This window comes from Flavobacterium zhoui (assembly GCF_042787235.1).
Classification (GTDB): Bacteria; Bacteroidota; Bacteroidia; order Flavobacteriales; family Flavobacteriaceae; genus Flavobacterium; species Flavobacterium zhoui.
On the sequence record NZ_JBHZPY010000003.1, the window covers coordinates 1 to 16,696 of the forward strand.

Below are 16,696 nucleotides of genomic sequence, written 5' to 3' on the forward strand. Positions count from 1 at the left end.
CTTGACCCTTGCTAAATTGACATCTCCCTTAAAATGCTCTTGTAAAACCGTGATTAATGCTATATCTTTACCCTCGAGACTGGTGTTCCTCATTAGAAAAATTATGTCGTAATAATTCTTTAATGTATTGAATATCAGTCTTTTATCCTAATTTTAAATTCTTTATTTTATTTATTTCCAATGAAATATGTTTTTTGTCATGTACTAAAATAAACATTATATAGTTATTGTTAATTAAGTATTTACTTGGAATCAAAAATTGCAGAATAAAAAATATAAACACTTGATAAGAAAATTTTAAAAATAAGTTAACTCCTATTATATCTGTCAAGATTTTTTATCTTTAAAAATTATTTAAACAAAAAATCATGAAAAAACTATTCGGTATTTCTCTTTTTTTAATGAGTGTGGTTTTGTACTCCCAAAATGAAAAAGTAAACTATGTTTCGGAAAATTACACCAAAAAAGAAGTGCATATCAAAATGCGAGACGGAGCAGAATTATTTACCTGTATTTATTCTCCTAAAGATGTTTCTAAAAAGTATCCGATTATCATGCAAAGAACGCCTTATAATTGTGCACCTTATGGCGAAAACCAGTTCAAAAAAAGTATTTCCCCAAGCGAAACTATGATGAAAGAGGGATATATAGTGGTTTATCAGGATGTTCGGGGCCGTTTTATGAGTGATGGATTGTATGATAACATGCGTGCTTTCATTCCAAATAAAAAAGGAAAGAAAGATATTGATGAAGCTTCGGACACTTATGATACCATTGACTGGCTTGTAAAGAATATCGCTAATAATAATGGTAATGTAGGAACTTGGGGAATTTCCTATCCTGGATTTTACGCCACTTATTCTTTGCTGAGCAATCATCCGGCATTAAAAGCGGTTTCTCCACAGGCTTGCATTTCTGATTTCTTTTTTGATGATTTTCATCATAACGGTGCTTATTTATTGAGTTATTGGAAAGTAACACCATTATTTGGACCTCAAAAAGAAAAACGAACTACGGAGGCTTGGTATAAATTTCCAAATACGGGAACGGCTGATGATTATCAGTTTTATTTAGATGCAGGCTCATTGTCGAATTTAGATACCTACTATGGAAAAGAAAATGAATTTTGGCAACAACTAAAAGAGCATTCCAGCTACGATAGTTTTTGGCAAAAAAGAGGAATTCTTCAACATTTAAAAAATATTAAACCAGCTGTGATGACAGTAGGAGGGTGGTTTGATGCCGAAGATTTATACGGACCATTAAACACTTATAATACCATTGAAAAGACTAGTAAGAATTACAATACTATTGTTATGGGTCCATGGAGTCATGGCGATTGGGCAAGAAATTCGGCTCAACAAATAATTGGTAATATTAATTTTGGCGACAGTATTTCTGGTTTTTATCAAAAAAATATTGAAGCTAATTTCTTTCGTCATTTTTTAAAAAATAATGGAAAAGGGGAAAATAAATTGCCAGAAGCCTATGTTTTTGATACTGGGAAAAAAGCATGGCAGACTTTTTCTGTATGGCCACCTCAAAAAGTTGAAAAACAAGATTTCTTTTTGCAAGGCAGTCAACTGTCAAAAATGGGGAATAAGAACTTTGCTTTCGAAGAATTTATAAGTGATCCAAAAAAACCGGTTCCTTCATCTGAAGATATCAATCAAAAAGGAATAACGCCAAGGAAATACATGACCGATGATCAGCGCTTTGCGGCAAGACGTCCTGATGTTGTGGTTTTTGAAACTGAAATTTTAAATGACGACACCACATTAGCAGGGGAAATAATGGCTAAACTTCAAGTTTCTACGACTGGTACGGATGCTGATTGGATTGTTAAAGTAGTGGATGTTTTTCCTAAAGATGAGCCAGAAACAAAGGAAATTGCGCCGTATTTGAAGATGAGCAATTATCATATGATGGTGCGCAGTGAAGTGATGCGAGGACGTTTTAGAAATAGTTTTTCAAATCCAGAAGCTTTTATTCCAAATGAAAAAACAGCGGTAAATATCAAATTACAGGATGTTTTTCATACTTTTAAAAAGGGACATAAAATCCAGATCCAAATTCAGAGTACTTGGTTTCCATTAATTGATTTGAATCCACAAACTTTTGTAGAAAATATATTTTATGCTAAACCTGAAGATTTTAGAAAACAGACTCATCGAATATATAATGATTCTAAAATTGAATTTTCTATTTTAAAATAAGCAATTATTACAAAGATTTGCTGTTGTATTTTAAAATTGTTCAGACATCTATAGTAGATTAAAAAGAATACAAAATAGGGAATTATTGAAATGAATTAAAAACACACACACACTCTAAAAATTTAATTTCAGAGTGTGTATGTTTTTTTTCAAAAGTGATTTACAAATATTCTCCATGTTGAGAAATATCTAAACCCAATTCTTCTTTTTCTTCCGTTACTCTTAAAGGCGTAATTTTATTTACAATAAAGAATAAAGCATAGGAAGCTGAGAATGCAAATATAGAAACGAGAACTAATGCTTTTAATTGAATTAAAAACAAAGTAGCATCACCAAAAATTAAACCTTGGTGGTCTCCTACAACTGTATTTACTGATTTTGAAGCAAATACACCTGTTAAAAGCATACCTACCATACCACCAACACCGTGACAAGCAAATACATCTAAGGCATCATCAATTTTACCTTTAGGGAATTTACTAACCACAAGATTACTAACCCCGCTGGCAATAATACCAATAGCAATCGCATGGGGGATACTTACGAATCCTGCGGCAGGTGTAATCGCTACTAAACCGACAACTGCACCGATACAAGCGCCCATTGCTGAAAGTTTATGCCCAAGGATTTTATCAAGAAATACCCATCCCATCGCAGCAGAAGCAGCAGCAACTGTTGTAGTTCCTAATGCTTGTGCGGCTATACTACTAGCTCCCCCAGCAGAACCTGCATTGAAACCAAACCAACCGAACCATAATAATCCTGTTCCTAATAATACGTAGGTAATACGAGCTGGATTTGCCTTTTGTACTTTTCTTTTTCCTAAGAATATTGCACCAGCAAGAGCAGCCCATCCTGCACTCATGTGAACTACGGTTCCTCCAGCAAAATCTAGCACTCCCCACCCGAATAATAATCCGTCTGGATGCCAAGTCATATGACACAGTGGAGCATAAATGAATAATATAAATAAAACCATAAATAACAAGTAAGCCCAGAAACGAACACGTTCTGCAAAAGCTCCTGTTATTAAAGCTGGTGTAATAATTGCAAATTTTGCTTGAAATAAAGCAAATAATATCATTGGAATGGTGGGAGCCAATTCCCAAGCAGTATTAGCACTTACCCCTTGAAAAAATAAGTTCGGCATAGGATTTCCTATAAATCCGCCTATTGTTGGTCCAAAACACAATCCAAAGCCAACAACAACCCATAGAACTGTTACTATAACCATAGCCATAAAACTTTGTAATACGGTACTAATTACATTCTTTTTACCTACCATTCCACCATAAAAGAATCCAAGTCCAGGAGTCATTAATAATACAAGAGCTGTGGCAACTATCATCCAAGCGGTATTTCCAGTATCTAATTTTAATGCTACAACGTGAGCGCCTAGTGTAGTAGATTCAACAAAAAGATGAATTGAAAAAATGGATAATACTAGAATTGTGATTAATATCACACTTAAAATAATCTTTCGCATAGGTTTTACTTTTAAATTTTGGATAAAAATATAAAATGATTGCTGACCCCTATTAAAAAACAGGTATATTTTTTTATTTTTATTAATTTTTCAATTTAGCCCCTGTTATTTTATAGGTATGTTAGAATTAAATGTATAATTTAATAATTTATTAATCCTTATTTTATAAGCAATGCGCCTTTTTGGAAATTATTATAAATTTAATGATTTGTAAGGATAAAAAAAATGTATCAATATGATGATACATCAATTGATACATTTCTTATAAAATTAGAAAATAATATTATTTTAAAATATGTTGGCTTAAAATTTTATAGACTTCATTTATATTATTACTTCCCTTTCCAAATTGTTTCGAAATTGGCGTACTTTCACTGTTTAACCAAATTTTTAATTCAGCATCCATATCCAATATTCCGGCACTTTCTTTGGAGAATTTTTTGATACTCGAATAAGGGATTGACATATAATCAACCTTAGTTCCAACCAATTGTTTCTCCACTAAAATTAAACGTTTATTTGTGAAAATAAACATATCCCGAATAAGTTTATATGCTTTCTCAATTATCTCCCCATCGATCAAAATAGGTTCAAATTCTCTTGAAATATTTTCGATATTAACTTCTGATGCGTTGCCTAAAATGGCATTAAATAGTCCCATGATTTTAATTTTGATTGTATTTTTCCTTGTATCTGTTATTCAGTTGACTTTGGTGTGTTTCCAGACTTATAGCTCTTCCTTGAATAAAAGCTTTTGTCAATTTGTTTGTTCTCATATCTAAAGCATCGCCATCTGAGATAAACAATGTAGCGTCTTTCCCTTCTTCTAGAGTTCCACATTGTTTGTCGATTCCTAGTATTTTGGCAGTATTATATGTAATTAGTTGCAAGGCTTGTTCCTTGTTAAGTCCGTAAGCAGCGCAAGTTCCTGCTAAAAACGGCAAATTTCGGGTATTCATTCTTTCATGATCACCACTATTCTCTAAACCTACAAGAACACCTTGGTCGGTTAGTAACTTGGCATTCTTATAAGGTAAATCAACATCCTGATCGTCATTTTCTGGCATATCATGAACGCGCTTTAGTAACACGCCTACATTATTTTTTTGCAACAAAGCCGCTGTTTTGTATGCTTCATATCCGCCTACAATCGCCATTTTTTTAATGCCATTTTCTTTCGCCAACTGAACAGCGTCAATAATTTGTTTTTCTTCATTGGCATGAATAAATAAAGTTTGATTTCCATCAAATAAACCTTTGGTTGCCTCAAGAATTAAATTTTTCTCTTTTGAGCTGTCTGCTAAATACGCTTTTGCATTTGCCAAAAAAACTGTTATTTCCGAGATTTGTTTGACGTAGTCTTTATTGTTTTCAATTGTACCAGGTTCAAACCAAGAACCACTTCTTGAGAAACTTGAAGGGAAATTAAGGTGGATTCCATCATTTTCTTTGATAACTGCATCTTTCCAATTCCATGCATCAAGCTGAACAATAGATGAAGTTCCTGAAATTCTTCCACCACGAGGTGTAATCTGAGCCATTAAAACACCGTTTGGGCGGACAGTCTCGATAACTTTTGAATCAGCAGAATAAGCAATAATAGCTCTGACATGCGGATTAATACTTCCAATTTCCTCCTCATCATCAGACGATTTTACCGCATCAATTTCCACTAAACCCAAAGTTGAGTTTGGTGCAATAAATCCGGGGTAAACTTGCTTGCCACTGGCATCAATCGTAACATCATAGGCACCTTCGGCTAATCGTATTAGTCGGGCATCTGCGACTAATGTGATTTTACCATCTTTAAATCCTATTGCACTGTTCTCAATAACTGTTCCATTACCTATATGAGCAGTGCCATTTAAGATTAAAATTGATTTTGATTGCTTTGGAGCTGGTGTTTGTTGGGCTTTCGTAATTATTGATAAACAAAATATCAACAATAGTATAAATATATTTTTCATTTTTTTAATTTTCTAAAGTATCACATTGGTATTCTTTCTTTTCTGCTTTTTTAGGCTCCTGAGTAATCATTCCTTTATTCTTTTCTTGCAATAATTGTCCGATTAACTCATTTCTTTCTTTGGCAATAGCGACCCTTTGTTCTTCATCTTTTTGAAGATCATAATACATTACACCTTCAATTATTGTTTTTTCTGCTTTAGCGTAAATGGATAAAGGATTATTGTTCCACAATACAACATCAGCATCTTTTCCAATTTTTATACTTCCTACTTTATTATCAATATGTAGAAGTTTTGCGGGATTCAAAGTCACGAATTTCCAAGCTTCCTCTTCTGAAATATTTCCGTATTTTACAGCTTTAGCAGCTTCTTGGTTCAATCTTCTTGACATTTCAGCATCATCTGAATTATATGCTACTAAAACTCCTGCATTGTGAAGAATTGGTCCATTATAAGGAATTGCGTCATTTACTTCAAATTTATACGCCCACCAATCTGCAAAAGTAGAAGCACCAACTCCGTGCTCTTTCATTTTATCGGCCACTTTATAACCCTCAAGGATGTGGGTAAAAGTATTCATCCTAAAATTGAATCTTTCAGCTACATTCATCATCATTAAAATCTCCGATTGAACATAAGAGTGACAAGTAATAAAGCGTTCTTTATTCAATATTTCGACTAAAGTTTGTAATTCCAGATCTACTCTAGGCGCTTTGGATTTTCCTTTACTTACTTTATAATTTTTCCAAGTAGCATCATATTCTTTTGCACGTTGGAAATAATCGGTAAAAACTTGTTCAACGCCCATTCTAGTTTGTGGGAAACGCGTTGGATTTACAATTCCCCAATTGGCTTGTTTTACATTTTCTCCCAGAGCAAATTTGATGAATTTGGGTTGGTCTTCGTACAGCATTTCTTCTGCGGATAATCCCCATTTCCATTTTACAATTGCGGAGCGTCCTCCAATAGGATTTGCAGAGCCATGCAATAATTGAGAAGTGGTAACACCTCCAGCTAAATCTCTATAGATATTCACATCTTCAGAATTAACAACATCCTGAATCGTTACTTCGGCACTAGAATTCTGTCCTCCTTCATTAACTCCGTTTGAAATAGCGATATGCGAGTGTTCATCTATGATTCCGCTTGTTAAATGTTTTCCTTTTGCATCGATAACTGTGGCTGATGCATCAGAAAGGTTTTTTCCTATTGATGCAATTTTGCCGTTTTTGACCAACACATCTGTTTCTTCTAAAATTCCTTCTTTTTCATTTGTCCAAACAGTGGCGTTTTTAAACAATAAAGTTTGCGGAGTTAGTTTTTTTGAATTACCATAAGCCACATTTGGGAATGTAGTTGCAATAATCGTATTGTTTTTTTCTAATTTCAAGGAGTCAATCGGCTTTATAAAAGGAGCGGTTCGTACTGCAGACCATTTTACCTCATTTCCATTGAATAAAATTGCTTTCCCTGAAAGTAATTGGATGTCATCGATGTATCCAATTAATCTGGAGAAAGTTGTTTTTGTTGAATCCATAGATTTCATTACAGTTGAAATCCAATTATTTGAAACCGATAGTTTTGAACTAACTTTTTTGGAATCAAGCGTTGTAATTATCGATTTTGGAGCAGTGATTTCCCCACTAATTTTCCATTTGTATTGTTGATTAGCTACAGTCAAGTCGTAATCACCGCGAATGTCTTTTATCGTTATATCGTTGATAACATACTTGCTACCTTGAACCCAGTTTTCATAGATTGTTGTTTTTTCATCGAAAATAGCACCTGAAGTTATTACAAAATTCGCGTAGCTTCCTGTTTTTAAACTTCCTATTTCATTGCTTTTTCCTAAAATCGAAGCCGGAATTGTGGTCAATGCTTCTAATGCTTTGGTTTTATCGAAACCATATTTTATGGCTTTTAATAGATTGATTCTGAAATCTTCTACTTTTTTTAATTTGTCAGTAGTCAAAGCGAACACAATACCATTATCTGACAAAACTTTAAGGTTTGTAGGCGCTTGGTTCCAAAAACGCAAATCTTTCAATTCCATTTGATTGGCTTGGTTCGGGTCGGAAACATCATATGCTTCGGGGAAATTAATCGGGATGATTAATTTTGAATTTGTTTTTTTTATTTCTTCAATTCTTTCAAATTCATTTCCAATACCTTTCAAAACGTAGTTCAAACCAAATTCCTTAGCTATTTTTGAAGCGCGTAAACTATTTAATTTATCACCCGAATCAAATATTTGAATTAAATTCTCATTCTTGGCAAGGGCTTCTAAGGATACATCCTTGGTTGTAGAATTTCCATTCTTATACCAATCTAAATCTAAATACATCTGGCGTAGCAAGGCCATCATTCCCATTAATGAGCTGGGGTATGATTGATTGGTTACTGCGCTTCTCGTAAATGCAAAATGATTAGTCAATTTCTCGGATAGTAACCGAGTACTTTTATCAAAGTTGTTTAAAGCTATCAATGTTCCTGTGCCACGAGCAATTCCATCTTGTACATGCGTACCAACAACTCCAAAACCTGCTTTAAGTAATTCTTCCGCTTTAGGTTGATCATAGTTAAAACTCTCATAAGCATTAACTTCTGAACGAATATTTTCATTCCAGTAATGGCCTTCTTTTTTAGAATCATACAGAGGATTTCTGCCCGAACTAGAATTGTTTTTTGGTTTTTCAATTCCAAAGCTCGTATATATATCAATAAAGGATGGGTAAATCGACTTACCATTCAGATTAATTGTGGTGCAGTTTTTAGGTATTATACTGTTATTGCCAACACTAATTACTTTACCATTTTGAATTAGTAAAGTCCCGTTTTCAATAATTTGTGTAGGTGTTATATAAATTTTTGCGTTAGTAAAAGCGGTAAAATTGTTGTTCGTGTTTTTAACACCTTCATTATTTGGGAAATATTCTTGGGCATAAATTTTGGGTAATAAAGTACTAAAAAATAGTAGAAGTAAGATTTTTTTCATGGTTTGGTTTTGTAAATATTCTCTAAAAATATGAAAATGAATAAGTAAAACATTACATATAATTGATTTTAACATTTGTTTATTTTCTGAATGGATTTAATTCAGTTTATATCTTGACTTTTTAATTCTTTTTGTGAACATTTAGTTGGTTTTTGGGTATTTTGTTAAATCATGTTTAATTATTTCCATGTATTAGAATTTTTTTTACTAATTTTCATACAAAATTAACAAACATGCTAGTTAAAGTTTTCGGAAGTGCCGTTTTTGGAGTTGAAGCAACAACCATTACAGTTGAAGTAAATATTGATAAAGGGATTGGTTATCATTTAGTTGGCTTGCCAGATAATGCGATTAAAGAAAGCAGTTATAGAATTGCCGCTGCTTTGAAGAATAATGGGTACGCTATGCCTGGAAAAAAAATAACGATCAATATGGCACCTGCTGATTTGCGTAAGGAAGGCTCCGCTTACGACCTGACTTTAACCATAGGAATTCTAGTTGCTTCGGGTCAAATAAAAGCGGATGAAATTGATAAATACATCATCATGGGCGAACTTTCACTTGATGGTGGTTTACAGCCCATTCGTGGCGCTTTACCAATAGCTATAAAAGCAAAAGAAGAGGGATTTAAAGGGTTTTTTCTTCCAAAGCAAAATGTAAAAGAAGCTGCAATTGTATCAGGATTAGATGTTTATGGAGTAGAAAATCTGCAGGAAGTTATTGATTTCTTCGATGGAAAAGGGACTCTGGAACCAACAACTATTGATACCCGCGCTGAGTTTTATAAAGATTTAGATTTTCCCGAGTTCGATTTTAGTGATGTGAAAGGGCAGGAGTCTATAAAAAGATGTATGGAAATTGCTGCTGCGGGTGGACATAATATTATTCTAATTGGTCCTCCAGGAGCAGGGAAGACGATGCTTGCCAAACGTTTACCAAGTATTTTACCGCCTATGACTTTGCGTGAAGCATTGGAAACAACAAAAATTCACAGCGTGGCCGGTAAACTGAAGGAAGTAGGTTTGATGAATCAAAGGCCGTTTCGTAGTCCGCACCATACTATTTCTAATGTCGCATTAGTTGGAGGAGGAAGTTATCCGCAGCCCGGCGAAATTTCCATGGCGCATAATGGCGTTTTGTTTCTGGATGAATTACCGGAATTCAAACGTGATGTGTTGGAAGTAATGCGTCAGCCATTAGAAGATAGAGAAGTTACGATTTCCAGAGCTAAATTTACAGTTACTTATCCATCGTCGTTTATGCTGGTGGCGAGTATGAATCCAAGTCCAAGTGGTTTTTTTAACGATCCGGATTCTCCACAAACTTCTTCGCCACACGAAATGCAACGGTATTTAAGTAAAATTTCAGGACCTTTATTAGATCGAATTGATATACATATTGAAGTAACGCCAGTTCCTTTCGAAAAATTATCGGAAGACCTAAAAGCAGAAAGCAGCGTCGATATTCGAAAAAGAGTCACGGCTGCTCGCGAAATCCAAACGGAACGCTTTGAGCAAATGCAAAATATCCATTACAATGCCCAGATGAATACCAAACACATTCGGGAACATTGCGCTCTTGATGATGTTTCCAAACAATTGTTGAAAACCGCAATGGAACGATTAAATTTATCGGCTCGAGCTTATGATCGTATTTTGAAAAGAGAATTATTTGGAATATTGCAGAATTGAATTAAATAAACAGCTTACACTTATTGACACCGTTTAACGAATGATTTATTAAAATTAACTCTATGTGTTGAATTCATTAAATAATCACTTAAAGATATCATAACGCCCCTTAAAACTCATTATAAACCTTCATTTAATATTAGACCTAATTTTTTTAAACAGAAATTTTAGTGCTTGGTAATATGTATAACACAGTACCAAGCACTAAAGAAACCATTCTTGTTTAGTTGACCTCATTTACCATGGTTTTAAAGCGCATAAAATTTAAACAAAGTCAATGTGTCAAAACAATTAAATAATTGCTTGCAGACGCTATACGACATTTAAAACGCCTTGAATAAACAAACGTAAAGTCTACATAAATTAGGATTCACAATGTTTGTTTGAACTTCTTAAAAGTTCATTTTTTGACCGATATGTTTATCCCGTTGGGAATCATAAGGCAAGACAAAATCCTAAATAATTTAATATTTGCAAACCACTGATAAACAGCGTGTTATTTTCACTCAATACATAGTGATAAGAAAGTGGTTTTTAAAACCAAATAATTTTAAACTAATAAATTAATTACAATGAAAAAAAAAGTAAACACAGATAATAACTTCGTACTTACGTTCGCTAATTACGAGATGTTGTTTAATTCTAAGACAATGAAACGATGCGAAAAGTTTATACTTTTTACAATCATTAAGGAGCAACAATACTCATACCCAGAAGCCATGCATTTTACAGAAATTATACGATTTTATTCATTTTCAAGAAAAATTGTTAATGAATCATTTAAACGTCTAAAAGGCAAAGGGTTGATAAATGTTCATGCATCGATAAATGGGAAGATTCAAGAAGTGGAACAAGTAGACGAGAGATATGAACACCTCTTCTATTCACTCCAATTAGAAACACTTGAAGATCAAAATTATATAACTGCAGCATTCTAGAAATTCATAAAAAAATCCTGTTCTGAAAGAACTCAACAATAAAAAAACTATATGATAAATATTTATGTTTATTATATAGTTTTTTTATTGTTGAGTTCTGAAAGAACAAAGACAATAATATATGCTATATATTTATGTTAAGTTTCTTTACTACCAGATTTATTATCCCTTGCTATCATTGGGCTAAGCAACGATAACAATTTTTAACAAACTAAAGTTTCTTTACCACTAAACTTGTTAGCACTTGCTATCATTGAGTTAAGCAACGATAACAATTTTTAACATAAACGTTTATAAATACAAAAAATAAATACGAACTATGACACAAGAACGTCAAGAATATACAAAAGCAACGCCCAAACAGGATTTTAATATAAGACATTCAACCATAATGAATTCAAAATGGTTAACGATGCCATTGAGAGTATGGTTGTATATAATTCTTGAGAGACATAAAGTCTTTAATAAAAAGGAGTATCAATATATTACGAATCAAGAACTTCGAGGAATACTAGGAATTACAGTGCCTACACTAATCAAACAACGTAATGAACTTGAAAGATTAAATTTGATAGAGGTCATGTGCAAGGTAAAAGGAAAACTTACTGTAATTGATAGTGAACATAGAAAAAATCAGCCACTTTATTATCGTCCAATTTTCGCATCACTTTTAAAACATGAATTCATAGAGCCAATTGAGATGAGTCAATTTCAAAAAGATTTTAGAGAAACGACAAGAAAAAAACCAGATAAAGTAAAGAGCAAACCGTTAAAAATTGGTGAAGTTCTAAATCATGTAAATTCAAAGGCTTTGAATTCAAACAAGAAATATAACATAATTTTTAAGACAATTGAGAACGGTAATACTACCGAGATGGTTTGTGAAGGATTCACGTTGAAAAATGGTTTAAGAGAAGATTACGACAACAAAGAAGATAGTGGTGTACATACTCTATTTTATGGAGAGTACAAAAACAAAGGAGTAGTAGCTCTAAATACGTACTAACTCGCATCGAGTAACAATTAAAATATACTAAAATTGTTGGTTATAAAAATCATACTTTTTACAGTTATACTGATGGATGATTTAATTGTTACTCGATGCGAATTAGTAAGTAATTGATTTTTAGCGAATAAGGCAACAAGCTGTGAGAATGTCTAAATAGGTGTATCAGAAAGCTTATAAAACAAGACTTTATTGAATCATTGATGCTCTAAAAATAAGTTATAACAATCTTATTTCATACAGTTTAATAATACTGTATGAAATAAGATTAATTCAGAGCGTATCAGTTTTAGAGTTATATCCCAAATACAAACAACTTCCCATTAAGCCTAATGCCCAAATCCGTTGTAGTGGCTGTTAGCGGTAGGCTATTTTGGTTTTTTACTATTTTTTTTGGTTTTTTTCAGAATAAGGGTTATCAGGATCTATTTCAACTGTAAATACATTTTTATCGACTTTTAACTTATGTTTGTAATATTTATAAACTGCTAAAGCAGAATCTATTTTATTTATTGGTGTAGAGAAAACCAAATTACTCCCTTCAATTCGGGCACGAACTCTTGTTTTGTATTTTTTTTCAATCACTTCAAACATTGCCATATACAATTGAAGAGAATCCGTACGTCGTCGAACAATTTTTAAACAATCATCTTTCAGATTTTCGTCAAATTTTTGGAGATGAATGTATTGTTTTAGAGAATCGGATTTAATAGCTTTTTCGTAATTAAGATTATCTCTTTCATTATAAAGTTTTTGTACAATGTTGACTAATTCTTGGGATGAAATTGTTTTTCCATCAACAATAAAACTGCACTCTTCAACATATTTTTGAATATTTTCAGAGTACTTTTTTTCAGAAAGATTATGAATAGAATCTTTCAATAATAAATCTCCAAGGATTTTGTCCTTATCCGTTACATTTTTATTAAGTTCAATATTATAAAAGTAAGTTTGTAAACTATATAGTGATAACCCTAATAATATCATAATGAGAACTATATTGTTGAATATTTTATTTTTTTGTTCCATCATTTCTTATGATATTTATTATTTCAGTTAACGCAGCATTATTATTATTGTTTCTATTAGTTTCACACTCTTTTTGTTTGTTCAACTCATCACGTAGCTTAGATTGATATTCAATAACTAAAATATTTTTATCAAGATTACATTGAATTTTTTCTTGATAAGCACCAGCTGCATAACCACCTCCTAAAATAGTTATTATTATAATGATAACACCAGTAATTTGCGTCCATGGTTTTTCGAAAAAGTTTTTCTTTTTTGCCATTTATATATAAATTGTTTATTTCAAAACACTAATTTTTCTCGTACTGCGGATAGCTTAGCGCCAACGTGTCGCGGCTTTGAGATGGTGGGGAAATCGAAGCCGCTAATTTTTCGGCTTAACGGAAACTTAATGCGAAACGATAATTCCACTAAAACCCCACTATATCAAAACCGCTGTTGTACCGCGTTATTATTGTATTTGTTGGTATTTTCTTCTTCTTTTTTCAAATGCAAGTTCTCCGCCTTCAAGTATTTGGCAAATTTTTGAATTTATTAATTGGTTTTCTAAACTCCCGGAAACATAATTTAATGCACCGTCAACATTTGAGGCAATTATCACTTGTTCTGCATCTGCATTTACAACTAAATTGGCATTATGAGTTACAATAATTACTTGTCTATATTGTTTTAGTTCTTTAAATAATGAGATAAGATTTTGCATTATAAATTCATTATCTAAATCATCTTCTGGCTGGTCAAATATTATTGGTTTAGAAAATGCTTCTGTTGCAAGCATCATTTTTAAATATACTGTTCCTTTTTGTCCGACAGAAATTTTATTTAAATCTTTTCCTTTGTATTTAAGTATTGGGAATACTTTCAAGAACTGCTTACGCTCTGATTCCTTAAAGAAAATATCTTTTAAAGTTTTACTATGGATATTATCGCTTTCATAAAAATCTAGATACTTAGTTCTAATAAAATCGTAAAAAGAATCTAAATCCGTAACTCCAAATGCGTTTTTTTGCGCTTCAATATTTCCTTTTATTCTCCATTTTGCACCATCTATTGAATGGTATATTAAGCTGTAGAATTTATCAATATCAAAATCTATTTTGACTTCTATTTCAAGGTCTGTTAATAAATTTTTCATAATTGCTTTTTGAGAAGGATTTAATCGTTCCTTAGAGTCTACATCTTTGAAATCTTCCCAATTTTTCAGTAATTCAGAAACCTGTGATTCATAGTCTATTTTAATTTTATCAATCAATGAAATTTGTTCAGGGTCTGAAAAGAATATCCTTTTTTTAAATTCCGTTAATTGTTCTTTTTTTGATTTTGAAATCGTAATATTCTCGCGGATTTGAGATAAATTTTTCTGAAACTTATCTATATCATTAAGTAATGTAGTTAAATCACCTTTATAGTCTTTAAATTCTTCTTTTACGGCAGAAATAGTAACTGAAATAATTTCAACCTCTTTTAGCAATGTAGACTTCCAAGCAATTATTTCATCAAATTGTTTCTTTAAAGCAGATAATTCAATTATGGATATCATAGAGTTTTCACCGTTAATCCTACTGATTTCTAGATTTAATTTCTCAATTGAACTATTTAGTTTTTCTTCAAACTCATTTAATTCTTTGAGCTTAGAATTCAGATTGTTTCTATTCCTAAGATTTTCAGAGTATTTCTCTAATTTGTCTTTGTTCTCACTTGTAGTAATATTGCTTATGAAATCATTAATCGCTATTTCTTGACTCTCTAAGTATTCAATTGAATTAATAAAGTTTCTATCTTCATCTTTTGTTTTAAAAAAGCGATTTAGTTCGTGGAAGCTTTCCAAGTTCTCAAGGATTTGCTTGTCAAGTTGCTTATTAAATTCTGGTTCCGTAAGTTTTGCTAGTTTTCTTATAGAATTAGCAAGTTGAAATTGTTTGTCTTTTTTCTCAACTAATGTTTTTAATCGACCTTGATTTATATAAATAAACTCTACAGCCTTCTTATCTTCTGTTAAGTCAAAGTTTATAATGTCATCTTCTGATTGGTTAGATTTATGATATGATAAGTTGACTTCACCATTTTTATTAAATATGCCTTCTTTTGAATGCTCTTGTCCTATGAAACTACTAGCTAGATATTCCGTAAGCATACTTTTTCCTTCTCCACGTCCTCCGATGATTGTTACTAAGTTTTGATTTAGTGGAATGCCTTCATTTTGTTTAAAACTTAGATCATCTTCATCTTTAAAAACATTTAAGTTATTTTTAAATTTAATGTTAGAAATGTATGGTTTGTCAAATTCGAGATTAGGATTTTTATCAGATATTCTAATTCTTTCTTGTGGTTCGTAAAGAATTTGGATAAGTCCTTCAAAAGTAGGGTCAGCTTTAATCCAAGTAAAACAATTCCCAATTCTATCTTTGTCAGAGGAAGAGGATAAGTAATGCGAATCGCTACAATCAAGAAGTAAATCATTTACTTTATGTGCTGTTAGTTGTTCTTTGGCCTTATTAAAAGCTTCTATTGATTCGGAAGCAGTAAACACAATATCTGCTTTATTTATTACTGATTTTTTCGTTGCAATCGAAGCGTCAGTCCATTTTAAATCTCCCCATTCAGTTTTTCCAATAGCAATAATATATTTTCCCTTGAAGCAGTCTTTTTGTAAAGCTTCAAAAATCTTGTCTTCTCTTACGTTTAGATTATTGAACCCTTCTTCTAAATCGGTTCCATATTTAAAAAGTTCTTCAGCAGGAACACCTTTTTTTATTTTAGCACCGAGCTCTTCAATACTTTCTTTTGTTATTGCCCTTGTCCATTGTTCTCCTGATTCAAGAGAATAACTCTGTTCTAATGTTTGAAGAAATTGACTTTTTATAGTTTCAAGTGGTAAATCATTGGAAAATATTACGTGTAAATTTATTCTTTTCAATTTACCGAAATCTATTCCAGCAAATTTGTCTATTCTGAACTCGACTACAGGTAAAATTAAGTCAATGTTACTTAAGCGATTGTTTGATTTTCTTTCCTCAATTAATCTTTCGTAACCATCAATAAAAAAGTAATCATTTATTCCAAGTACAGCAAAGTCAGAAGGAATATTTTCAATGTCTTTCATAAAATTTTCCCAAGTCTCTTCTGAATTAGGCCCGTATCTATGGTAAATAGATGAAGGTGTATGTACGTGCAAATCCCATTTTCTCCATTCTGAACCTTTAGGGTAATTTTTATTCATATGTTCGATTTTTCTCTAATGTTTTCACGTTTTTTATAATGCGGTACAACGTTCTGGTACTACAGCGGGTTTGGGACTAAATTAAGCCCATTATTCGGATTTGCCATATCTTCCCAAATACAAGACCATCTTTCCATTAAGCCAATTG

The 16,696-nt window shown here is 32.1% G+C and carries 9 protein-coding genes and 1 pseudogene; 3 read left to right on the top strand and 7 right to left on the bottom strand.

All coding sequences use genetic code 11. From position 1 onward, the window contains the following. The first annotated feature begins 368 nt into the window (after positions 1-368). Positions 369-2,216, top strand: coding sequence for a CocE/NonD family hydrolase (locus ACFX5F_RS04750; RefSeq protein ID WP_379850418.1), 1,848 nt, complete (start codon positions 369-371; stop codon positions 2,214-2,216). A gap of 160 nt (positions 2,217-2,376) precedes the next feature. Here ACFX5F_RS04750 and ACFX5F_RS04755 read toward each other — a convergent pair whose 3' ends face one another. The 4 genes from ACFX5F_RS04755 to ACFX5F_RS04770 all read right to left on the bottom strand — a co-directional run bounded on the left by ACFX5F_RS04755 (position 2,377) and on the right by ACFX5F_RS04770 (position 8,664). Beyond that, positions 2,377-3,702 carry an ammonium transporter gene (locus tag ACFX5F_RS04755; protein WP_379850420.1) on the bottom strand — a complete coding sequence of 442 codons (1,326 nt, stop codon included), beginning with the start codon at positions 3,700-3,702 and terminating at the stop codon, positions 2,377-2,379. Positions 3,703-3,985: 283 nt separating this feature from the next. After that, the gene (locus ACFX5F_RS04760; RefSeq protein WP_196849711.1) at positions 3,986-4,363 is read right to left on the bottom strand and encodes a PH domain-containing protein; all 378 of its coding nucleotides are present in this window, start codon (positions 4,361-4,363) and stop codon (positions 3,986-3,988) included. Between the two features lie 4 nt (positions 4,364-4,367). Next, a complete protein-coding gene (locus tag ACFX5F_RS04765) occupies positions 4,368-5,669 on the bottom strand; it encodes an amidohydrolase family protein (RefSeq protein ID WP_379850422.1) in 1,302 nt (433 codons plus the stop codon). 4 nt (positions 5,670-5,673) lie between these two features. Further along, on the bottom strand, positions 5,674-8,664 hold the full coding sequence (locus ACFX5F_RS04770; RefSeq protein WP_379850424.1) for an amidohydrolase family protein: 2,991 nt from the start codon (positions 8,662-8,664) through the stop codon (positions 5,674-5,676). Positions 8,665-8,897: 233 nt separating this feature from the next. Here ACFX5F_RS04770 and ACFX5F_RS04775 point away from each other — a divergent pair. Next, positions 8,898-10,325 (top strand): annotated as a pseudogene (locus ACFX5F_RS04775) (YifB family Mg chelatase-like AAA ATPase); the annotation flags it as partial. A gap of 1,287 nt (positions 10,326-11,612) precedes the next feature. Further along, positions 11,613-12,299 (top strand): cyclic nucleotide-binding domain-containing protein, encoded by a 687-nt coding sequence (locus tag ACFX5F_RS04780; protein ID WP_379850426.1) that lies wholly within the window; start codon positions 11,613-11,615, stop codon positions 12,297-12,299. A gap of 384 nt (positions 12,300-12,683) precedes the next feature. Here ACFX5F_RS04780 and ACFX5F_RS04785 read toward each other — a convergent pair whose 3' ends face one another. The 3 genes from ACFX5F_RS04785 to ACFX5F_RS04795 all read right to left on the bottom strand — a co-directional run bounded on the left by ACFX5F_RS04785 (position 12,684) and on the right by ACFX5F_RS04795 (position 16,548). Then, positions 12,684-13,331: a hypothetical protein gene (locus tag ACFX5F_RS04785; RefSeq protein WP_379850428.1), complete on the bottom strand. Its 648-nt coding sequence runs from the start codon at positions 13,329-13,331 to the stop codon at positions 12,684-12,686. Continuing rightward, positions 13,312-13,590 (bottom strand): hypothetical protein, encoded by a 279-nt coding sequence (locus ACFX5F_RS04790; protein ID WP_379850430.1) that lies wholly within the window; start codon positions 13,588-13,590, stop codon positions 13,312-13,314. Before ACFX5F_RS04790 ends, ACFX5F_RS04785 begins: the two co-directional genes overlap by 20 nt. A gap of 189 nt (positions 13,591-13,779) precedes the next feature. Further along, on the bottom strand, positions 13,780-16,548 hold the full coding sequence (locus ACFX5F_RS04795; protein ID WP_379850432.1) for a TrlF family AAA-like ATPase: 2,769 nt from the start codon (positions 16,546-16,548) through the stop codon (positions 13,780-13,782). Between the last annotated feature and the right edge of the window lie 148 nt (positions 16,549-16,696).